This is a genomic window from Pseudodesulfovibrio tunisiensis (genome assembly GCF_022809775.1).
Lineage (GTDB): Bacteria > Desulfobacterota > Desulfovibrionia > Desulfovibrionales > Desulfovibrionaceae > Pseudodesulfovibrio > Pseudodesulfovibrio tunisiensis.
Genome location: NZ_CP094380.1, coordinates 3,073,824 through 3,094,906, shown reverse-complemented (window position 1 = coordinate 3,094,906; position 21,083 = coordinate 3,073,824). Strand labels below are relative to the sequence as shown.

General features: G+C 62.7%; 20 protein-coding genes. 8 read left to right on the top strand and 12 right to left on the bottom strand.

Translation table 11 applies throughout. From position 1 onward, the window contains the following. Positions 1-16: 16 nt before the first annotated feature. The 6 genes from MPN23_RS14835 to MPN23_RS14810 all read right to left on the bottom strand — a co-directional run bounded on the left by MPN23_RS14835 (position 17) and on the right by MPN23_RS14810 (position 6,745). Positions 17-1,201 (bottom strand): THUMP domain-containing class I SAM-dependent RNA methyltransferase, encoded by a 1,185-nt coding sequence (locus MPN23_RS14835; protein ID WP_243544982.1) that lies wholly within the window; start codon positions 1,199-1,201, stop codon positions 17-19. Continuing rightward, positions 1,201-1,533, bottom strand: a complete 333-nt coding sequence (locus MPN23_RS14830) for an MOFRL family protein (protein WP_243544981.1) — start codon at positions 1,531-1,533, stop codon at positions 1,201-1,203. Before MPN23_RS14830 ends, MPN23_RS14835 begins: the two co-directional genes overlap by 1 nt. A 2-nt stretch (positions 1,534-1,535) precedes the next feature. Beyond that, a complete protein-coding gene (locus tag MPN23_RS14825) occupies positions 1,536-2,783 on the bottom strand; it encodes a hypothetical protein (RefSeq protein ID WP_243544980.1) in 1,248 nt (415 codons plus the stop codon). 116 nt (positions 2,784-2,899) lie between these two features. Continuing rightward, the gene (gene cydB, locus MPN23_RS14820; protein WP_243544979.1) at positions 2,900-3,934 is read right to left on the bottom strand and encodes a cytochrome d ubiquinol oxidase subunit II; all 1,035 of its coding nucleotides are present in this window, start codon (positions 3,932-3,934) and stop codon (positions 2,900-2,902) included. 30 nt (positions 3,935-3,964) lie between these two features. Next, positions 3,965-5,272: a cytochrome ubiquinol oxidase subunit I gene (locus tag MPN23_RS14815; protein WP_243544978.1), complete on the bottom strand. Its 1,308-nt coding sequence runs from the start codon at positions 5,270-5,272 to the stop codon at positions 3,965-3,967. A gap of 129 nt (positions 5,273-5,401) precedes the next feature. Beyond that, positions 5,402-6,745 (bottom strand): ATP-dependent 6-phosphofructokinase, encoded by a 1,344-nt coding sequence (locus MPN23_RS14810; RefSeq protein WP_243544977.1) that lies wholly within the window; start codon positions 6,743-6,745, stop codon positions 5,402-5,404. Positions 6,746-6,848: 103 nt separating this feature from the next. Between MPN23_RS14810 and MPN23_RS14805 the strand changes: the two genes are divergently transcribed. The 6 genes from MPN23_RS14805 to MPN23_RS14780 all read left to right on the top strand — a co-directional run bounded on the left by MPN23_RS14805 (position 6,849) and on the right by MPN23_RS14780 (position 11,869). Then, complete coding sequence (locus MPN23_RS14805; RefSeq protein ID WP_243544976.1) at positions 6,849-7,247, top strand: Hsp20/alpha crystallin family protein; 399 nt, start codon at positions 6,849-6,851, stop codon at positions 7,245-7,247. 50 nt (positions 7,248-7,297) lie between these two features. Continuing rightward, the gene (locus tag MPN23_RS14800) at positions 7,298-8,047 is read left to right on the top strand and encodes a substrate-binding periplasmic protein (protein ID WP_243544975.1); all 750 of its coding nucleotides are present in this window, start codon (positions 7,298-7,300) and stop codon (positions 8,045-8,047) included. A gap of 56 nt (positions 8,048-8,103) precedes the next feature. Continuing rightward, positions 8,104-8,844, top strand: coding sequence for a substrate-binding periplasmic protein (locus MPN23_RS14795; RefSeq protein ID WP_243544974.1), 741 nt, complete (start codon positions 8,104-8,106; stop codon positions 8,842-8,844). A gap of 158 nt (positions 8,845-9,002) precedes the next feature. After that, positions 9,003-9,854: a zinc metalloprotease HtpX gene (locus MPN23_RS14790; protein WP_243544973.1), complete on the top strand. Its 852-nt coding sequence runs from the start codon at positions 9,003-9,005 to the stop codon at positions 9,852-9,854. Between the two features lie 291 nt (positions 9,855-10,145). Continuing rightward, positions 10,146-11,183: a trypsin-like peptidase domain-containing protein gene (locus MPN23_RS14785; RefSeq protein WP_341540079.1), complete on the top strand. Its 1,038-nt coding sequence runs from the start codon at positions 10,146-10,148 to the stop codon at positions 11,181-11,183. Positions 11,184-11,299: 116 nt separating this feature from the next. After that, complete coding sequence (locus MPN23_RS14780; protein ID WP_279388674.1) at positions 11,300-11,869, top strand: class I SAM-dependent methyltransferase; 570 nt, start codon at positions 11,300-11,302, stop codon at positions 11,867-11,869. An 82-nt stretch (positions 11,870-11,951) separates the two neighbouring features. Here MPN23_RS14780 and MPN23_RS14775 read toward each other — a convergent pair whose 3' ends face one another. Next, a complete protein-coding gene (locus tag MPN23_RS14775; protein ID WP_243544971.1) occupies positions 11,952-12,164 on the bottom strand; it encodes a flagellar biosynthesis anti-sigma factor FlgM in 213 nt (70 codons plus the stop codon). Positions 12,165-12,446: 282 nt separating this feature from the next. Here MPN23_RS14775 and MPN23_RS14770 point away from each other — a divergent pair, with 282 nt between their 5' ends. Then, entirely contained in the window at positions 12,447-14,117 is a 1,671-nt protein-coding gene (locus MPN23_RS14770) for a glycosyltransferase family protein (RefSeq protein ID WP_243544970.1), read from the top strand. 187 nt (positions 14,118-14,304) lie between these two features. On the opposite strand, the gene ilvD is transcribed toward MPN23_RS14770, so the two are convergent. The 4 genes from ilvD to MPN23_RS14750 all read right to left on the bottom strand — a co-directional run bounded on the left by ilvD (position 14,305) and on the right by MPN23_RS14750 (position 19,152). Beyond that, positions 14,305-15,969 carry a dihydroxy-acid dehydratase gene (ilvD, locus tag MPN23_RS14765; RefSeq protein WP_243544969.1) on the bottom strand — a complete coding sequence of 555 codons (1,665 nt, stop codon included), beginning with the start codon at positions 15,967-15,969 and terminating at the stop codon, positions 14,305-14,307. A gap of 77 nt (positions 15,970-16,046) precedes the next feature. Then, positions 16,047-16,871: a TatD family hydrolase gene (locus MPN23_RS14760; protein WP_243544968.1), complete on the bottom strand. Its 825-nt coding sequence runs from the start codon at positions 16,869-16,871 to the stop codon at positions 16,047-16,049. A 15-nt stretch (positions 16,872-16,886) separates the two neighbouring features. Continuing rightward, positions 16,887-18,311, bottom strand: coding sequence for an NADPH-dependent glutamate synthase (gene gltA, locus MPN23_RS14755; RefSeq protein WP_243544967.1), 1,425 nt, complete (start codon positions 18,309-18,311; stop codon positions 16,887-16,889). Continuing rightward, positions 18,304-19,152, bottom strand: coding sequence for a sulfide/dihydroorotate dehydrogenase-like FAD/NAD-binding protein (locus MPN23_RS14750; protein ID WP_243544966.1), 849 nt, complete (start codon positions 19,150-19,152; stop codon positions 18,304-18,306). The genes gltA and MPN23_RS14750 overlap by 8 nt, the downstream gene beginning before the upstream one ends. Before the next feature lie 467 nt (positions 19,153-19,619). Between MPN23_RS14750 and MPN23_RS14745 the strand changes: the two genes are divergently transcribed. Continuing rightward, entirely contained in the window at positions 19,620-20,048 is a 429-nt protein-coding gene (locus MPN23_RS14745; protein WP_243544965.1) for a hypothetical protein, read from the top strand. Positions 20,049-20,054: 6 nt separating this feature from the next. Here the strand turns inward: MPN23_RS14745 and MPN23_RS14740 are convergent, their stop codons facing one another. Next, positions 20,055-20,969, bottom strand: coding sequence for a DMT family transporter (locus tag MPN23_RS14740; RefSeq protein ID WP_243544964.1), 915 nt, complete (start codon positions 20,967-20,969; stop codon positions 20,055-20,057). Positions 20,970-21,083 lie beyond the last annotated feature (114 nt).

The following is a 21,083-nucleotide window of genomic DNA, read 5'->3' as shown; positions in this document are numbered from 1 at the left end:
GCCGCCAGCGGCATCCCTACTCTTTTCCCGCCTTTCGGGAACCGGCGTAGAGTTCGTATTCCAGCAGTCGGCATTCGATCTTGGCGTTCCAGAACGGGAGGCGACGGCTGGTACGCAGACCGACGCGCTTGGCGAGCTTGAGGTTGCCGGTGAAGATGTAGCCGGTCTTGCCCTGACAATGGCTCTTGAAGAAATCGCCGATGGCCTTGTAGGTATCGACGAGTTCCCTTTCATCGCCGAGCCGTTCCCCGTATTCCGGGTTGAGCATGATCACGCCCGGTCCGTCCGGAATTTCGGTTTCCCGGAAATCGCAGGTCCTGAACTCGATGCAGTGGGCCACGCCAGCGGCCTCGGCATTGGCACGCGCGGCCTCCATGGCGGCGGGGTCGATATCCGTGGCGATGATGCGGCCCGGGATATCCGGAGTCTCGCCATCCTCGGCCTGATCCACGAGATGCTGGAACCGCTTGGGATTGTAGCCCTTGAGATGCATGAAGGAGAAATGTTCGCGCAGCAGGCCGGGCGCACCGTTCATGGCCAGCAGCGCGGCCTCGATGACCAGCGTGCCCGAACCGCACATGGGCGCGATGAAATGCCCGCCGGTGCGGGCGATTTCCGGCCATGTGGAGGCCAGAATGCAGGCCGCGGCAAGCGTTTCCTGCATAGGCGCCGTGTGCGGCCGTTTGCGATAGCCGCGCCGGGGCAGCGGTTCGCCCGAAGTGTCCAGATACAGGGTGGCTCTGGCGCCGCGCCAGTGCAGGAACAGATTCACGCCCCGGGCCTGATCCGGGCCAGAATCCGGCCTGCGGTCGAACTTTTCCATGAACCGGTCGGCCACGCCGTCCTTGACGCGCAGGCCTGCGAACCGGGAGTCGTTGACCTCGGTGTCGCGGATGCTGGCGGACACGGAAAAATAGCCGTCCGGGTCCATCACGGTTTCCCACGGATAGGCACGCACCTCGCGATGCAGATCGTCCGGGCCAAAAGCCTGAAACGAGGCGAGCTCGAAGAGCACGCGGTGTCCGGTGCGCACGTGCAGATTCAGACGCATGCAGTCCATGAGCGTTCCCTTGGTGAGCACACCCGCGTCCAGAGGTTCGGGATGCGGCATGCCCAGCGCCTCCAGTTCAGCCTGAAGATACGGGGGCATGGCCTTGGGACAGGTAACGAGAATCGGGCCTTTTTTGTCGAAAAGAGACATCAGTTCACCAGTATTGCGGCAAGGTCCATGACGTTGGTTCGGGTCGAGCCCGCAACCAGCAGATCGCCGGAAGCCTTGAGCAAGGGGTAGAAGTCATTGTTGTCCAGATGCGCAGCCCGGGAAAATCCCGCGTTTCGCGCACGCTGAAGGGAATTCGGCAAGGCGAATCCGCCTGCCGCGTCAGTGGGGCCGTCGGTACCAACCGTGCCTGCGCACAGGCCGGACACGCGTGGCTCGCCGTCCGCACGCAAAGGATTGCCAACTGCCCGGTCCGGTGCCACGGAGGTCAGGGCAGCATTCGGCCTGAAAAGGGGAATGTCCTTTTGGTGCATGACTACAGGGGACGCATGTCCCAGTCCTCGGGATCGGAATCCGGAACAGGCTCCGAAACCGGCGTGGAAAAATCGTCGCGCATTGCCGGAGAAAACGCGGTCAGCAGAGCCAGTCCGATGACCATGCCGGTTGCCGGACTGTACAGGAGTGGCGAGACCATGCCCATGGCGAACAGGCATGCGGCCAGCCCGGCCCCCATGCGCGAGGGACGGCGCGAGAGCGGCACGGCCAGCGCGGTCATGCAGGCCACAGGAACAAGTGCACCCCATGCCAGCGATGCACGCAGCCAGAACGGGCCGATCTGGGGCAGAAACACGCCGATGTCCGGGGAAACGCCCTGCGCCTGATGCCAGATCATGGCCATGCCCGGGGAAAAGGTCATGGGCAGGGGCGCGTGCACCGGAAATCCGGCCGCAAGCAGGGACGGATTTTCCGAAAACAGCCGAAAGCCCTCCACCCAGAGCCAGTAGTCGGCGTAGCGCACGGCATCGCCCGGGGCCGGGGCCACGAGAAACGAACCGGCCAGAACCAGTGCGAAAAAACCGGAAACGACCAGTCGCCTGCCGCGCGAGGCCGTGTTCAGCCAGAGCACGATCCATATCGAGGCGAACAGGGCGGCGCGGGAAAGCGTGGCTGCCAGACCGAACAGAATCAGGGCACGGCAGAGCGTATCCGCACGGGACCGGGAATCGCCGGGGCCGAGGCAGGCACACATGCTGGCCAGCAGCGGCACGGCGAGCATGTCCGCATTGCCGATCCAGCGCAGGGCCGGGGCAGCCCCGGCAAACGCGAATTCCGCGGCCGTGTCCGCAACAACCAGAGCGCCCAGCGCCGCGCCAAGGCGAATGAAATCGCGTCCGGACGGCAGGCCGAACGTGGCAGTCCAGAGTGCACAGAAAAGCAGATAGGCCAGCGGTGCCGACTCGCGGAAGATGCCAGCCAGCACGGGCAGGGAAAGGAGCGCGTCGGGCACGTACATCAGGATTGCCGAGGCGATCAGGCCGACGAGCGCAAACGCACCAAGAGCCTTTGGCAGAGAGGGAGCACGGTTCTCCCGTCCGGCACAGGCGGCGAGAAATCCCAGAGCCGCAAGCACGGCCCACGGCGCGGCGGCCGGAGGCGTGAGCGGCACGTCCGGCACCCGGCGCGCCAGCGATGCCATGGGCAGCGCGGCATAGGCCACATAAAGCGGTACCGGGGCCAACGGCCCGTGTTTGCGGAAAATCCCTTTCAGGTGCGTCATACGCATTGTGGAATACCGTTTCCGGCCCGGTTGGTAAAGCGCGGCGAACCCGAGAGGCAGGCGAAACGGAAACGGCGCGGAACGGTTGCCCGTCCCGCGCCGTTGCGAACGCATTGTATCGGCTAGTAATGGATGTCCGACTCGCCCACGGGATGGGCAAAGGTCCTGTAGGCCCAGAACTGGTAGCCGATGACCAGAGGCACGAACACCAGCGCCACGCCGAGCATGATCTTCAGGGTCAGCGGGCTGGACGCGGAATTCATGATGGTCAGGCTGTTGCCGGGATTCGGGTTGGACGGAATGATGGCCGGGAATATGCCGCCCAGCCCGAATGCGGCCACGCCGCCGATATAGGCTGCGGAAGCGCCCCATGCCAGCCACCACTTGCGCGCGCCCATCCATGTGCGCATGAGCACCAGCCCGCCCACGGGCAGGGCAAGGATCACGAGCAGGAACGGGTACAGGAAGTAGTTGCCGAAGAGCTGGGTTTCCAGCGCAGTGAAGGCCAGAAACAGGACCGTGGCCACCACCTGAATAGGCCAGAGCTTCACGGCCAGATTCTCGGATCGCGTCTTGAGGTCGCCCGTGGCGCGGATGGCGAGCCAGAGCGCGCCGTGCATCACGAACATGAGCACGAACATCAGGCCGCCGGCCAGTCCGTAGGGATTGAGCAGACCGATGATGGTGGCGGTGTTGAATCCGGTCTCGTCCAGAGGCAGGCCCCGGAAGATGTTGGCAAAGGCCACGCCCAGCAGCAGGGCCGGAAGGAAGCTGCCTGCAATCTGGCAGAAATCCCATGTTCTTTTCCAGTTCTCGTTGTCCACCTTGGACCGGAACTCGAAGGACACGCCCCGGATGATCAGGGCAAAGAGCAGCAGCATGAGCGGCACGTACAACCCGCTGAACATCTGGGCATAGGCATAGGGAAACGCCGCAAAGGTCACGCCGCCCGCCGCGATGAGCCAGACTTCATTGCCGTCCCAGAACGGGCCGGTGGCGTTGTACATGACGCGTTTTTCCTGCTCGTTTCTCGCCAGAAAGGGCATGAGCGTGCCCACGCCGAGGTCGAAGCCGTCCAGGATGAAGTACACGGCCCACAGCAAGCCCCACAGGACGAACCAGATCGCCTGAAGGAATGTATAGTTCATGGTTTCCATGGATATTTCTCCTTAATGGTCTGATGGTCGCTACTTCTCGTCCAGCACGGCGGGTCCCTTTCTGGCGATGTTGGTCATCAGCCAGATTCCGGCCACGCCCAGCAGGGTGTAGATCACGCACATGGTTACCATGGAAAAGCCCACCTGCGCGGTTGTCACGCGCGAAACCGCGTCCGAGGTCCGCATCAGGCCGTACACGATCCACGGCTGGCGACCGACCTCGGCCAGTGTCCAGCCCGCGAAGATCGCCACGTACGGCAGGGGAATGACCCAGGGCAGCACCTTGAGATAGAGCGGATACTGCTGGATGCGCTTGCGCATGAGCCAGCCGAATCCGGCCAGCAGCGGGAACAGGGTGCCCAGCCCCACCATGATGCGGAAGGACAGGAAGGTAAGCACGATCGGAGGCCGTTCGTCCTCGGGAATGTCGTTCAGCCCGACCACTTCGGCGTTGAAATCGTTGTAGGCCAGAAAGCTCAGCGCGCCGGGAATGGGCAGAGCCTCGAGCGCATTGCCGGTCTCGCCCGGAACCAGAAGCAGATACAGGGGCGCGCCCTTCTGCGTTTTCCAATGGGACTCCATGGCCGCGAGCTTGGCGGGCTGCACCAGGGACATGTGATTGCCATGGGCATGACCTTCGATGGCCGTGACAATGGAAAAGACAAGGGCGACCGCGGCTGCCATGCGAAAGGACTTGCCGAAGAACTCCTCCTCGTTCTTCCGCAGCAGATGCCACGCGGACACGCCCATGATGAAGAAGCCGCCCAGCAGCATTGCTGCGGGGATCACGTGGAAGAACTGGTACCACGCAAAGGGGTTCAGGACCACGTCCGCGAAATTCTCCAGTTCCGCGCGACCGTTGCGGAGCACGAAGCCCTGCGGGTCCTGCATGAAGCCGTTGGCAATGATAATCCAGATGGCGGACAGATTGCTTGCCCCGGCCACGCACCATGCCGCGATGCAGTGCGCCTTGGGCGACAGCTTGTTCCAGCCGAAATGCCAGACGCCGATGAACGTGGATTCCAGAAAGAACGCGGCCGTGGCCTCGATGGCCAGCAGCGATCCGAAGATGTCGCCCACATACGCGGAATACCCGGCCCAGTTCGTGCCGAACTGGAATTCCAGCGTGATTCCCGTAACCACGCCAAGAGCGAAATTCACCAGAAATATCTTGCCCCAGAATTTGGCCATCCGCTGGTAGATGTCCTTGCCGGTCCTGACATAGGCGGTCTCCATGCTCGCTATGAGCACGGACAGCCCGAGTGTCAGAGGCACGAAGATGAAGTGGAACATGGTCGCGGCCGCGAATTGCAGCCGGGAAAGCATCAGCGCATCCATATAAAACCCCCTTTTTGAGAAGCTGCCTTCACTCTAAACGGACTTTGCGGTGCAATGTCAAACATTTCTGGCACGGTACAATCGCCATTCGACAAATGCAACAATAATTATTGTTATCAGATATGCTTTCTATCCATTCTGCATGGAAGCGGGCTGGCCCGTGGACTCCAGAACCGCGCGCCAATAGTTGGAACAGGTGTTGATGCGCTTGCGGCTCCGAATCACCAGATCCATGGGGATGTGCACGTATCGCCCGTTCCACCGGCTGATGACCAGCCCGGTACGGCCGCTCATGCCCGCGTGCACTGCGTGCATGCCCAGAAACGAGCAGTAGATGCGGTCGTTGGCATTGGCCGGCACCGAACGGATGATGTAGCTCGGATCAATGTACTTGAGAGTGATGTTGATGCCTTCTTCCCTGAAATGGTCCTTGATCCGGTCCTTGAGCAGGGACGCGATGTCGCCAAGCACCACGTTGCCCGAAGCGTCGGTTCTGCCCGAGGCCTCCAGCAGGGACTGCCCCGCGCCCTCGGCAACCACGATGACCGCATGCCCCCGGTCGTGCATGCGCTTGTCCAGATGAACAAGAAATCCGTTCGGGCCTTCCATCTCGAACGGTTCCTCGGGGATGAGCACGAAGTTCACGTCCTGACAGGCCAGTGCGGCCTGCGCCGCGATGTAGCCCGACTCCCTGCCCATGACCTTGACCAGACCGATGCCCCACGGCGCGCCCATGGCCTCGACATTGGCGCAGCGGATGGCCTCGGTGGCCTTTTCCACTGCCGTGTCGAAGCCGAAGGACGGGGAGGCGAAATTGATGTCGTTGTCGATGGTCTTGGGCATGCCCACCACGGAGATGGACAGCTTGCGCCGGGTGATTTCCTCCATGACCTTGCTGGCGGCGCGCATGGTTCCGTCCCCGCCGATCATGCACAGGATGGACACGTTCATGCGCTCCAGCGCGTCCACGATGCCCTCGGGCGGCTGCGGCCCGCGCGAACTGCCCAGCACGGTCCCGCCGAATTCGTGGATGGAGACCACGTTGTCCGGAGCGAGCTCGACCACGTCGTGCCCGTGTTCCGGCATGAATCCCTCCAGACCGTAGCGGATGCCGAGCACGGACGGGACATTGTATTCATGGTGCGCGGTCATGACCACGGCCCGGATCACGTCGTTCAGGCCCGGGCACAGCCCGCCGCAGGTGACCACCGCGCATTTCGCCTTGCTCGGATCAAAGTAGATCTTCTCGCGCGGTCCGGCAGGCTCGAAATACACGGGCGGCGACTTTTTGGTGCGCCTGCTGTTCTTCTTCTCGAAATGAGTCACGCTCTTGCGGGAAATATTGACCAGAACCGCATCATCTTCCTCCACGAAACGGCCAAAGGACATGGGATTGGCGACCTTGGCCTCGCCCAGACGTTTGATCTCGGTTTCCAGGGACGAATAGATTTCTTCTCGGCACTCGACGACCATGCGCTGTCTCCTTGGCTGGGAGTTGTCTTATCGTGAACATTGTTATAGGAATTCATATTAGTCGGCAAATTATAAATGGTTTTCCTTTGGCAATTGGACGGATATGGCACACAGCAAGAAAAGGGACTGCGCAGCCGGAGAACCGCTGCAAAACACTCTCGGATGCGGCCGCGGCCTTGTCGGTTCCGGCTGGGAACCGCCTGCGGACGTGCAGGAGAATCAGGAGGGATTCCGCATCGTGATCGAACTGCCCGGCGTGCCTCCTGAAGAGGTATGCGTGGAGTTGCGGGGCCGCGACCTGTGGGTGTTCGGATGCAAGCCCGGTGGCTCGGCCAAGGGCGAATACCTGATGCTGGAACGCACCTGCGGCCGATTCGTCAGAAAATTTCCGCTGGGGGTCGAGGTGGACACGGACTCGATCCAGGCCGAAATGCGGGACGGACTGCTCACCGTGAGCGTAGTGCGAAAAAGTCCCGAGCGCCGAACCATTCCGGTCGGCTGACTCCTCATCTCTAATGGACCGTCCCGCCGCTCCTGTGCCATGAAAAGGCCATGATGCAGGCTGTATTGCGATACGTGGGAATGCTGCTTGCCGCAGCCTTGGTCGTCTTGCGACCTTTTCCCGCGTGGCCCGCAAAAGCCCTGCTCGTGGTATTCGACGACTATCCTCCCTATCACTACTGGGACGGCGAAACTCCCGCAGGCCTGAACGTGGAACTGACCCGCGAGGCATTCCGGCGCATGGCCGAGCCCATCCGGTTCGAGCGCCGATCCTGGCGACGGAGCCTGCACGATGTGGCGACCGGGGACGTGGATTGCGTGGTGGCGGGATTCCGGACTCCGGAACGCGAAGCCTTTGCATTCTATCCGGACGAGCCTCTCAGTCTGGAGACCAATGCCGTGATCTTCCGGGCCGACGACGCCAACCCGATCAGACATCTGAACGATCTGTACACGCGAACCGTGGGAGTGGTGGCCGCGTACAAGTACGGCGAATCCTTCGACACCATGCCCCACCTGAAAAAACAGGAAAGCGCATCGGATTCCCTGCTGCTGTCCAAGCTGCTGGAGCATCGGGTCGACGCCATCATGGGCAGCAGGCTGGTGATCCGGCATCTGGCCATGAAACGGGAGGCGCTGGACCGCATCGCCATCGGCCCGCTACTGAAAGGGGAACCGCTCTATCTCCTGATTTCCAGACGCCTTGGCCCTCGGGGATCGACCCTTGCCCGCAGGTTCGGGGAAACGCTTCGCCAGATGCGGCGGGACGGTACCACGGCGAAATTCAAGGCACGTTACTAGACGGCATTCCATTGCTTATCATTGCCGAATGTCCGTTCTCACGGTACCCCTGAAACATGTTCAGAATCCGGATGTTCCTTTTCCTCTGCGCCCTTGCCTGCGCGGGTGCGGCCTCCACGGCCTCTGCCGCCGATCGGCTGGTGGTGTACGAGGCATATCCTCCCTACGAAATGCTGGACAGGGACGGCGTGATCACGGGCATCCACATCGACATGGCCCGCGAGGCATTCCGGCGCATGGGGGATTCCGTGAAATTCGAGGCCCGGCCGTGGCGGCGCGCACTTCAGGACATCCGCACCGGCGACGCCTTTGCCGCCAGCTCCGGCTTTCGGATTCCCGAGCGCGAGGAGTACGCCTTCTACCCGGACGAACCCCTGTCCGACGAAGTGACCGTCATCGCGGCCAACAAGGTCAGCGGGGTCGAGGTGAACAGTCTGGAGGACCTGCGCGGCCTGACCGTGGGCGTGGTTTCCGGCTACGTGTATGGCCACGGCTTCGAGGAACTGGACGGCCTGAAAAAGGAATACAGCAACTCCAACGACCTTCTGCTGAAAAAACTCTTCAACTTCCGGGTCGACGTGATCATCGGCAACAGGGACGTCCTGCGCCACCTGACCCGCGAACAGGACCGATCCGCCCATATCCGGTTCGTGTACGAAGTCGGACGCCAACCCTTGTACCTCTTCTTTTCCAAGGCGTTCGGCATGGAGGCCAAGCGTGCCGCCGAACGATTCTCCGAAGCCATTCGGGAGATGCGCCGGGACGGCACGGTCGACCGCATCCTCCGCAAATACTGACCCACTTCAACTCGGCCATGGAACAAGGGCTGCCGACTGCCCGGGACAGACAGCGCAAAGGAGCGTTCCTTTTCAGGGCGGCCCGCCCGGACGCATCTTGACGCGGCCCCGGGAATCACTATCTTCCATACGAACAATTTCATGGAGGAAAATCGAGTATGACCAGTCAGATAAAAACCGTATTGCTTCTCGGCCTGCTCACCGGCCTGCTCCTGTTTCTCGGCGGTCTCATGGGCGGTCGAGCCGGGCTTGTCATCGCCTTCGGCTTCGCTCTGGTCATGAACGTGACCAGCTACTGGTATTCCGACAGGATCGTGCTGCGCATGTACAAGGCGCGCGAGCTTTCGCGCGGAGACGCGCCGCACATCCACGCCGTGGTCGAGGAAATGTCGGCCCGGGCCGGGATTCCCAAGCCGCGCATCTTCCTGATTCCCCAGGACCAGCCCAATGCGTTTGCCACGGGCCGCAATCCCGAAAACGCGGTGGTTGCCGTGACCCGGGGCATCGTCAGCATTCTGGACCCGGACGAACTCAAGGGCGTGCTCGGCCATGAACTGGGGCACATCGCCAACCGCGACATCCTGATCCAGTCCATTGCCGCGGTCATCGGCGGAGCCATCGTGTTCATCGCCACCATGCTTCAGTGGACCGCGATCTTCGGCATCGGCGGCAGCGACGACGAGGAGGGATCCAACCCGCTCGCGGCGCTGGCCATGGCCTTTCTCGCCCCCATTGCGGCCAGTCTGATCCAGATGGCCATTTCCCGCTCCCGGGAATATCTGGCCGACGACACGGGCGCACGTCTGGCAGGCAACCCCCTGTATCTTGCCGGAGCCCTTGGCAAGCTGGATGCGGCCTCGAAGCAGATTCCCATGCAGGGCAGCCCGGCCACGGAAAACATGTTCATCGTCAGTCCGTTTGCGGGCCGCCGGGCAGCCGCCCTGTTCAGCACGCATCCGCCCATCGAGGACCGCATTCGCAGGCTGCGCGAAAAGGCCGGGAGCCGCTGATGCGTCGGGGTGCCCCCCTTCTCCTGCTGCTGTTCGCCATGGTGCTGGCCGCTCCGGCCCGAGCCGACGACCTGCGGCGCACCCCGGTGGTGCGCGCCGTGGAAAAGGTCAGCCCGGCCGTGGTCAACATCACCGTGGTCAGGACCGTGCGCACCGAGTTCCGGTCCCCGTTCGGCGACCCGTTCTTCGACCGCTTTTTCCGCGACATGAACCCCGGGCCCACCACGCGCAAGTCCCAGAGCCTCGGGTCCGGCGTGATCATCGACGGGCGCAAGGCGCTGGTCCTGACCAATGCCCATGTCATTTCCGGGGGAGGGGGACATCACGGTCCGCCTGAACGACGGCCGGGAGTTCGTCGCGGACCTCGTGGGCTCGGACCCGGATTTCGATCTGGCCGTGCTCAGGCTGCGCAAGGCCGGAAAACTGCCGCAGGTCAGCATGGGCGACTCGGAAGACATTCTGATCGGGGAAACCGTGATCGCCATCGGCAACCCCTTCGGCTATTCCCACACCGTGACCACGGGCGTGATCTCGGCCCTGAACCGGTCCATGCAGACCGACCGGGGCGCCTTCGGCAGCTTCATCCAGACCGACGCGGCCATCAACCCGGGCAATTCCGGCGGGCCGCTTCTGAACATCCGGGGCGAGCTGCTGGGCATCACCACCGCGATTCAGGCCCGGGCCGAGGGCATCGGGTTCGCCATTCCCATCAACAAGGCCAAGTACGTGGTGGACGAGCTGCTGTCCTCCGGCCATGTGGAGCCCATCTGGTTCGGCATGTTCGGGCAGGACATGGATCAGGCCATGTGCCGCTATTTCGGGCTTGAGGACCAGTACGGCATGCTGGTCACGGACGTGCGCAAGGGATCGCCCGCCGCACGCGCCGGTATCCGGCCCGGCGACGCCGTGCTGGCCGTGAACGACAAGCGCGTCCGAAACAAGGACGACTATCTCTCCCGGCTGTTCGGCACCACCAAGAAGGAACGCGTTTCCTTTCTGGCATTGTCCTGCGGCGAGGAAAAGCCGCGCCGGATCACGCTTCGGCCACAGGTGCTGGATTCGGCAACGGCCACGGAACTCGTGCGCGACAGGTGGGGATTCGAACTGGAAACCCGGGGCACGAAGGCGCGAGTCGCCAAGGTTGTGCCGGGCTCTCCGGCGGCCAAGCTCGGACTCCAGCCCGGGGACGTGATCCATCAGATAGGCAACCGCCGCCTGACCAGAGGCGCGGACCTGCTGAACGCCTTTCTGCGCAACCGGATGCAGAAGTCCGTGCTCATGCGCGTGCAGCGGGAACGCGGTTTGTACTATGTGCGCTTGACGCTCTGAGCGGAATCGCTCAATAGTAACGTGAAGCATTTCATCCCGGAGGTGTTCCCATAGAAGGTCAACGAACCTACTGGGCGGAGTCGGGCGCGGGCAAGACGTTCACCACTCCGTTCCAGTTGAAGGCATTTTCCAAGTACGTGCCCCGGCACAGCCGGGTGCTGGATTACGGTTGCGGATACGGCAGGACTGTGGCCGAGCTGGCCGAGGCCGGCTATGCCGACGTCACGGGCATCGACTTTTCCGAATCCCTGATCAACAGGGGCAAGGCCGAGCATCCGGCCCTGGATTTGCGAGCCTATGCCGGCGGCCCTCTGCCGTTCGAGGACGGATCGTTCGACGCCGCCCTGCTTCTTGCCGTGCTCACCTGCATTCCCGAGACAAAGCATCAGGCCGAGACCCTGCTTGAACTCAAGCGCGTGCTCAAGCCCGGAGGAATGCTCTACATCAACGACTTCCTGCTCAACCGGGACAAGCGCAATCTGGACCGCTACAAGCTGGGACAGGACAAGTACGGCCTGTACGGCATATTCGACCTGCCGGACGGCGCGGTCATGCGCCATCACCACAGGGACTACATGGAGGCGCTGCTCTGGGATTTCGAGATGGTGTTCTTCCGAACCGCCATTTACGAAACCATGAACGGGCACACCTCGCGCGGATTCTACTGCATGGTGCGCATGCCCTGATTCCCCGTCCCGCCGAATGAGAAGGAACGCTCCCCGACGCATCTGCATCGGGGAGCGTTTCCTGCAATATGGTCCGCGAGAGCTACAGGGTCGGGTCCATGGCCGAAGTCAGAAGCCGGGCTATGTCCCGAATGTCCGGCTCGTAGCTGCCATCGCGGATTTCCCTTTTCAGCCGGGCTATCCTGTCCGCGCGTTCGGTGTTGCGCAGATGACTTTCCCGGACCTCGAATTCATCCGATATGCGTTTCTTCTCCATGCCGGACGCGTTGCCCGGACAGGTTTTTCCTCTGCCCATGAACCCCTCCCTGGGTCATTGACGGGCCGGGATCACGGTGTTCCCGGTGTTGTTTCGCGAGTGCTTCGCTCTGACCCGATTCCATTCGGTTCAGGGAAAGCCGCGTGAAGTTGTCCCTCTTATCGGACGCGGCACCGGAATGCTTAGGGGCAATGGCCGGATAATTTGAAAAGTTTTCAAATACAATCATTGCGGTTGATTATATGTTTGCTGGTACGAATGTTCCACTGGCCGGAATCTCCGATCTTGGCGTTCCGCCCGAATTCGGTGTATACGTCCGCCATGCCGCAGAAACCGCTTCGCCTGTGCCTTGTGGACTTCCATCCGCTGCTCGTGCCGGTTTTCCGGCAACTCGGGCATGAGGTGCTGGACATTGCCACGCATTCCGTCCCGGTCTTCGACATCGCCCGGGAGCTGGAAGCGCGACAATTCCGACCCGACGCCCTGATCCAGCGGGAGAACCTCGCAGACCGAAGCCTGCTTGCGGGTCTTGACCGTCTCGACTGCCCGTGCCTGTTCTGGGCCGTGGACCCGCATCTGAACGCACACTGGCAGTCGGCCTATGCCCGGCTGTTCGACATGACCTGTTCCACACAGCAATCATGGATGCCCGCACTGCGCGAACGCGGCGCAACGGATGTTCGCTGGATGCCGTGGTTCGGCGTACCCGACGGATGCCCGCCATGGAAGGACCGAAAGCACGGCCTCGCATTCGTCGGCCGCGTCACCCCGGCACGTCCGGTCCGGCAATGGCTGGTGAACTTTCTCGGGCAGGCCGGACACGACATGAACCCCGCGTTTGCGGATTCCCTGAGCTTCCCGGACATGATGGCCCTGTACCGCGACACCCGCATCGCGCCGAACGAATCCATTCTCGGGGAAGTCAATTTCCGGCTCTTCGAGGCCGCGTCCGCCGGATGTCTGGTCCTCGGCCAATCCCTTGGCCCGGAACAGGAACTTCTGTTCGAGCCGGGCCGCGAATTCGACACCTACTCCCATGTCATCGAACTCGAAGAGAAAATCCGGCGCTATGCCAACACTCCGCGCCTTGCCCGGACAATGGGCCGGGCCGCCTGCGAACGCGTCCGGGCCGAACATCTTCCCGTGCACCGGGTCGAACGGTTCGTGCAGTACGTCCGGGATGCCGTGCAGTGCCGATCCAAGGGCAGGGACGCGGAAAAATGGCTTTTCCTGACCACTTCGCTGCTGGCCGAGGCCGGACTCATGGAATCCGACCCCGCTGTTCTGAGCTGCGGACTGGCCTCGTTTCCCCATGATCCGGACATGGCCGAAGCCCGGCTCCGCACCCTGCGGCGGGCCAAGGACAGACAGGGAGTTGCCTGCATGCTCCGCGAACTGGCCGCGTCGCGCGAATTCGCGGATTCCCTGCGCGTCAACCTGACCGCCTCTCTTGCCGCGCTCTGGCTCGGGGAATCCGGCTCGCACTGGGACATGGCCCGGCAGTTCCATGTCTTTCAGACGCAATCCGGCAATCAGGTTCGCCACGAACTGCCGGACTCGCCCGGCAGGCTGCGGCTGTTCTGGGCCGGGGAACTGCGCCGTCAGGGCCGAATCATGCGCGGCGGCTTCCCGTTCGACGCCGGGACGCACATCCCGGCAACCGCTTCGGAATGCCTGCTTGCCCATCTGGATTCCCAGCCGTGCGACGCCGAGGCTCTGCGGCTTCTCGATTCCCTGCTGCGGCCCATTCCGGGCATGGAACAGACCCGGATCGGCTTCCTCTCCCTGCTCACCCTTGCCCAGCCCGATGACTGGCGGCTCGGCCTCGAAGCCGGACTCGCCAACCTCAAGGCCTACCGGCTGTCCGCCGGGCTGGAAGAACTTGCCCTTGCCCGTTCCCTTGCCGAAAGACACGGCGCTCTCAAACGCTTCGACACCGTGCTTCAGGCGCGCGACAGCTCCGGCCTGATCACCGAGAGACTCAAAAAATAGGGGAACAGGCAGACAAAAGAATCGCCTCCCTTCCTTGACCTCCCGAAACAAATGGGGATCCAAGGGGCCATGCTCCCTGGCGGGTCCGGGCAGAGCCCGGCCCCCGGGAGGGTCGCCGAAGACATCAAAAAAAAACAGGCGCAGCCCCAAAGGACCGCGCCCGTTCATGATCTCTTTTCTGCCGAAACTACCTGTTCTCGTAGACCGCGCCAGTGGCGGCGGAAGTGACGAGCCGAGCATAGCGGCGCAGAAGCGGAGACGTGACTTCCTTGACCACGGGCTTCCACTCGGCGCGCCGCTGTTCAAGGGTTGCCTCGTCCACGAGCAGCTCGATTTTGCGGGCAGGAATGTCGATTTCGATTTGATCACCGTCCCGAACCAGTCCGATGAGACCGCCTGCGGCCGCCTCGGGTGAAATATGCCCAATGGCCGCACCGCGCGTGCCGCCGGAAAAACGGCCATCCGTGATCAGGGCGACGGACTCGCCAAGGCCCATGCCGGCAATGGCGGACGTGGGGGTGAGCATCTCACGCATGCCCGGACCGCCGCGCGGGCCTTCGTAGCGCACCACAAGGACGTCGCCGGGCTTGATCTCGCCGCCCAGAATGGACTCGACACAGGCTTCTTCCGAATCGAAACAGCGGGCCGTGCCCGTGTTCCGCATCATGGCCGGGGCAACTGCGGACTGCTTCACGCAACAGCCCTGCTCGGCCAGATTCCCGTAGAGAATGGCAATGCCGCCCTCTTCGGAATACGGGTTGTCGATGGGCCGGATGACCTCGGGATTGACGTTGGCCGCGTGCAGCTCGTCCAGATTCTCGCCAAGGGTTTTGCCCGTGACGGTCATGACGTCCAGATGCAGCAGGTCGCGCTTGCGCAGTTCGGACATGACGGCCGGGATGCCGCCCGCCTCGTTCAGGTCCTGAATGTAATGGCCGCCCGCCGGGGACAGCTTGCACAGATTCGGGGTCTTGCGGCTGATCTCGTTGAACACGTCGAGATTCAGATCAAGTCCGGCCTCGCGGAACAGGGCGGGCAGATGCAGCACCGTGTTGGTGGAGCACCCCAGTGCCATGTCCATGGTCACGGCGTTGTGCACGGATTTTTCCGTGACGATGTCACGCGGCTTGATGTCCTTTTCCAGCAGATCCATGACGCGCATGCCCGCCTGCTTGGCAAGACGGACGCGACCGGACATGACTGCCGGAATGGTGCCATTGCCGGGCAGGGCAAGCCCGATGGACTCGGACAGACAGTTCATGGAATTGGCCGTGAACATGCCTGCGCACGAGCCGCAGGTGGGACAGGCCGACATTTCCAGCTCGGTGAGTTCGTCCTCGGTCATGGTCCCGGCCTTGACCCGGCCCACGCCCTCGAACACGGTGATCAGGTCCGTGGTCTTTTTGTTGCCGGGCAGCATGGGGCCGCCGGAAACGATGATGGCCGGAATGTTCAGGCGCAGAATGGCCATGAGCATGCCGGGCACGATCTTGTCGCAGTTGGGGATGCACACCAGCGCGTCGAACGGATGGGCCGTGGCCATGATCTCCACGGAATCCGCAATGATCTCGCGGCTGGGCAGGGACATCTTCATGCCCTCGTGGTTCATGGCAATGCCGTCGCATACGCCGATGGCGGGAAATTCGATGGGGACGCCTCCGGCCAGCCGGATGCCGTCCTTGACTGCGCGGGTAATGGTGTCCAGATGAATGTGGCCGGGAATGATTTCGTTGGCCGCGTTGCATACGCCGATCAGGGGGCGGTCCAGCTCCTCCCTGGTCAGGCCGGTCGCGTACAACAGGGAACGGTGCGGGGCCTTTTCCAGGCCGCCAGTCATTTTCTTGCTTCTCATCTGGAACTCCTTTTCGTGAATATGAGGGAATATCCTTTGTCTCGCGTGGCCCGCGTGTCAAGGAGATTCAATGCGAATCAGCGGATTCCGAAAAAACGGCGGGCGTTTTCCCCGGCAATGCGCCAGAGGTCTTCCGCGGCAATGCCCTTGATCTCGGCCACGCGTCTGGCAGTGAAGGCAATGAGCGCGGGATGGTTGCGCTTGCCGCGCCACGGCTCGGGCGCAAGGTAGGGACAGTCGGTCTCCAGCAGCAGCCGGTCCAAGGGGATGCGGGCCACGGCGGCCTGCGTCTCCTCGGTCTTCCTGTAGGTGATGGGGCCGGGAATCGAGATGTGCCAGCCGTTGGCAAGAAGCCGCTCCGCGGTTTCCACGTCCGCGCCGAAACAGTGCCAGAGCACCGGGAAATCGCGAAATCCGTGCTTTTCCAGAATGGCGATGGCCTCGGGATTGCTGTCCCGGGAATGGATGACCACGGGTTTTTCCAGTTCGCGGGCCAGTTCGAGCTGCCGGATGAACGCGCGCTCCTGCAAATCGCGGGGCATATCGTCCCAGTAGAAATCCAGCCCGATCTCGCCCACGCCCACAAGACGCGGGTCGGCCTTGAACGCCTCGCGCATGGCGTCCAGTTCGGCGTCGTCCAGCTGGTCCGCATCATTGGGATGCGTGCCCAGCAGAAAGGACACGTTACGGCCTTCGAACAGATGCCTGCCGTCCAGATAGGCCCGATGGCTCAGAAACACCTGAACAATATGCGATATGCCCGAGGCCTCGGCACGGTCCAGCAACTCCTCCAGATCGTCCGCGAATTCCTCGGAATCAAGGTGGGCATGGGATTCCACGCCCACGCACGGGAGCCCGATGGTTTCGGGCTCCTGACGGGGTTTGTGACTTTTCTTGCTCATGGGAATGAAAGGAGGTTAGTCGGCGGCCTCGTCGCCAAGCAGACGGCGGGCAATCTCGCGCGCGGCGCGGCGGCCCGCGCCCATGGCGGAAATCACGGTAGCCGAGCCGGTCACGATGTCGCCACCGGCAAACACGTTGCGCAGCGAGGTCTCCCCGGTCTCGGGATCGACCTGAACATAGCCCCAGTCGTTGAGGCCGAGTTCGGGCGTGGCTTCCAGCAGGATGGGATTGGGCCGGGTGCCCACGGCAATGATCGCCATGTCGCAGGGAATGGTCTCGGTCTCGCCCTCCACGCTCACGGGACGACAGCGGCCGGACTCGTCAGGTTCGCCCAGACACATCTTCTGGACCGTGATGGATTCCATGCGGCCCTTGTCATCGCCGTTGAAGGACAGGGGGCCGCACAGGCAGCGAAGCCGCACGCCCTCTTCCACGGCGTGTTCGATCTCCTCCCTGCGGGCGGGCATCTCGTCCTCGGAGCGACGGTACACGATGGACACCTTTTCCGCGCCCATGCGCAAGGCAGTACGCGCCGCATCCATGGCCACGTTGCCCGCGCCGATAACGGCCACGTGCTCGGCCTTGAACACCGGGGTGTCGTGATTGGGAAAATCGTATCCCCGGCCCAGATTCACGCGGGTCAGGTACTCGTTGGCAGAAAACACGCCCACCAGATTCTCGCCCGGAATGGACATGAACCGGGGCAGGCCCGCGCCCACGCCGATGAAGATCGCGTCGTACCCCTCATCCAGCAGATCCTGAATGGTAATGGTCTTGCCGCCCACCCAGTTGCACACGATGTCCACGCCCAATTCACGCAGGCCGTCCAGCTCGCGGGCGACAATGGCCTTGGGCAGCCGGAACTCGGGAATGCCGTAGACCAGCACTCCGCCAGCCTCGTGCAGGGCCTCGTACACCGTGACCCCGATCCCGCGCGAGGCAAGATATCCGGCCACGGTCAGGGAAGCCGGCCCCGCGCCGATGCAGGCCACCTTGAGATCGTCGCGGAGCATGACACATTCGCGCTTGCCCGTGATCTCCTCGCACGCGTCGGACGCGGCAAAGGCGTCGGCCACGTAGCGTTCCAGACGACCGATGGCCACGGATTCGCCCTTTTTGCCGAGAATGCACCTGCCCTCGCACTGGTTCTCCTGCGGGCACACCCGGCCACACACTGCGGGCAGGGAATTGTACTTGCGGATGACCTCGTACGCGCCGGGCACGTCGTCCTCGGCCACACGGGCAATGAAGCCCCTGATGTCGATCTCCACGGGGCAGCCTTCGCGGCACAGGGGCTTCTTGCACTGCAGGCAGCGCTCGGCCTCGCGGCGCGCATCCTCGGGGGTGTAGCCGAGAGCCACCTCGTTGAAATTGCCCACCCGCTCGTCAGCGGGCTGATGCGGCATGGGAGTGCGGGGAGTCATCGTCTTCCTAGCCATGACACTTGCACCCCTTGTGATGGAAATGTTCGAGCGAGGTCTTTTCCTGATCCTTGAACTGCCAGAGCCGGGCCTTGAGTTCCGCGAAATCCACCTGCTGACCGTCGAATTCCGGACCGTCCACGCAGGCAAACCGGGTTTCGCCGTTCACGGTGCATCGGCACGCGCCGCACATGCCGATGCCGTCCACCATGATGGAATTGAGGCTGACCGTGGTCTTCACCTCGAAAGGTTTTGTCACGCGACACACGGCCTCCATCATGGGGACCGGACCGACCGCGACCACTTCGGCAATATCTTCCTCACCTTCCAGCAGGCCCTGAAGCACCTCGGTCACGAATCCCTTGTGGCCTTCGGAACCGTCGTCCGTGGCAATGCGCACCTCGGCACAGAATTCAGACAGTTCAGAACGGAACAGCAGCAGATCCCTGCTGCGTGCGCCGATAACCGCGACAACCCGGTTTCCGGCCTGCGCATGCCCCTTGGCGATATGATGCATGGCCGCAATGCCGGTGCCGCCGCCCACGCAGACCACGGTGCCGCATTTCTCGATATGGGTTGCCTTGCCCAGCGGGCCGCACACGTCCAGAATCTCGTCGCCCTGATTCAGGGTATTGAGTTCGGCCGTGGTCTTGCCCACCACCAGATACACGATGGTGATGGTGCCGTTTTCGGGATCGCGGTCCGCAACGGTCAGAGGAACGCGCTCCCCGTTTTCGTGCACGCGGAGAATGATGAAGTTGCCGGGCCGGGCCTTTTGCGCGATCTGGGGCGCGTCAATGACCAGCAACGTGGTCTGGCCGGGAATGAGTTCCTGTTTTTTCAGAATCTTGTAACCCATGAAAAATAATCCTTCCAAGCAAATTAGTGGTCCGGGAAACACGTGATGGGCAAAGGTGCGCGGCTCCGTCCGCGACACGAACCGCGACAGTCGCGGGGCACGGAATGTACCGCTAGGCGATACGGGTTGTCAAAGCGCGAAGCCTCCGGAACAACACCTGTGCGCAACCATCTGCATGCCTTTGCTTTTCCCGGGAAAAAACGCCGGAACGACCGGAAAGGACGACGAATCAACCGCCTTTTCCATGCGTGAGGGCGTGATTATTTTCCGCACCACGGTTTTGACTTTCCGCCTCTGCTGGCGTAATGGGGAATGCATAATCAGTCAGTCGCCTTTTCCACGGATCGGAACAGGCGGCCCGCAGGCTCCCTCTGGAACGAGCGCGGCGCAATGCCGCAGGGACGGCCGGGCAACACCATGTTGCGCCCGGTCTTTTTTGTTTCCGGGCACGAAAAACAGGGGATGTCGTGCGGATCGACCAGCAATTCCAGCAATATCAGACCACGGACTCGACCAGGGCCGAGGAGCCTCGGTACCGGGTCCGGCCGCAGGCCAGAATGGTCTCCAGGAGCTTCGGCTTCCGGCTGGGCAATTTCGGGCTGGACGTTTCCCTGAACGACATGGAGCTGGACCCGGCCCTTGCCCGGTCCGAACGGGAGCGCAGGCAGCAGGCTCGGGCCTACGAGGCCGAAGCCGAAGTCGAGGGACTCCGTGAGGAAGTCGCGGCCCGTGCCGCATCCCGCACGGATTTCGATCCCGGCCCGATCGCGGGCGGCAATGCCCTGCCCTCGGGCACACCCTCAAAAATCCGGCTGCGCACCGCACTCGGCGCGTATGCCAAGGCCCAGTCACCCATCCTTCCCGACCCCGGCAGCATGCTTGCCTCGGTGGTCTGACCTTTCCTACTTCGCCTGTCCACGCTTCGTGGCCACCAGTATTCCGCCCAGAATCAGGGCAAAGGATGCACCGTGCGCCCATGTCACGGACTCGCCCAGAAACAGCAGCGCCTCCACGGCACAGAACACGGGCAGGGAATAATAGACCATGCCCGGCCGGGACGGCCCGAGAATGGCCACGGCCCGCGCCCACAGGAAATACGCGGCCAGCGACGCGCCCACACCGATGTAGAGCACGGCCCCGGCAATGCCCGGGGTCAGGGACCATGGCGCACAATACTGCTGCTCCAGCAGCGCGGCCGGAATCAGGGGCAGGAATCCCAGCGCAAACGTGACGGACAGAAACACCAGAGGGTCGACATCCCCGGGCTTCCTGCGGATCATGATGGAATACACGGCCCAGAGAATCGCAGCCCCGAGCATCCAGAGATCGCCTTCCCGAAAGGTCAGGGCCAACAGAACGGACAGATCACCCCGGGTCACGAGCAGCACGATGCCGCTCACTGCGGCAATCAGCCCGATCAGCCGGTTGCGGGTAATGGCCTCGCCAAGAAACACGCGCGACAGCAGGATGATGAACACGGGCGTGGACGCGGCAATGAGCGACAGGTTCAGGGCGTTGGTGGTTCGGCCCGCTTCATATATCATGGTGTTGAACACCGTGACCGAAACCAGGGCCACGGCTGCGAGGTACACGAACCGGGCACGCACGATCTGCCTTGCCCGCCACACGCGCAATACGGTAAACGGCAGCAGGGCTGCGCAGGCCACGGCCCAGCGCAGGGTGGCCAGAGTCACGGGCGGCAGGGCTTCGGAAAGCCCCCGGGCAATGATGAAATTGCCGGACCAGATCACGGTGGCAAGCAGGGCGCAGATATACCCGGCCAGCGGGGAATCAGGGGATGACAGGGTGTTTTTCATGGAGCATTCGTGCTACCCGGACCATGATGCCGCGTCAACCCGATTTGACGAAAGACAGGGTATTGCGGATAACTCTCCCCTTGCCAAAATTGATTTTGAAGCGCAGAATATGAG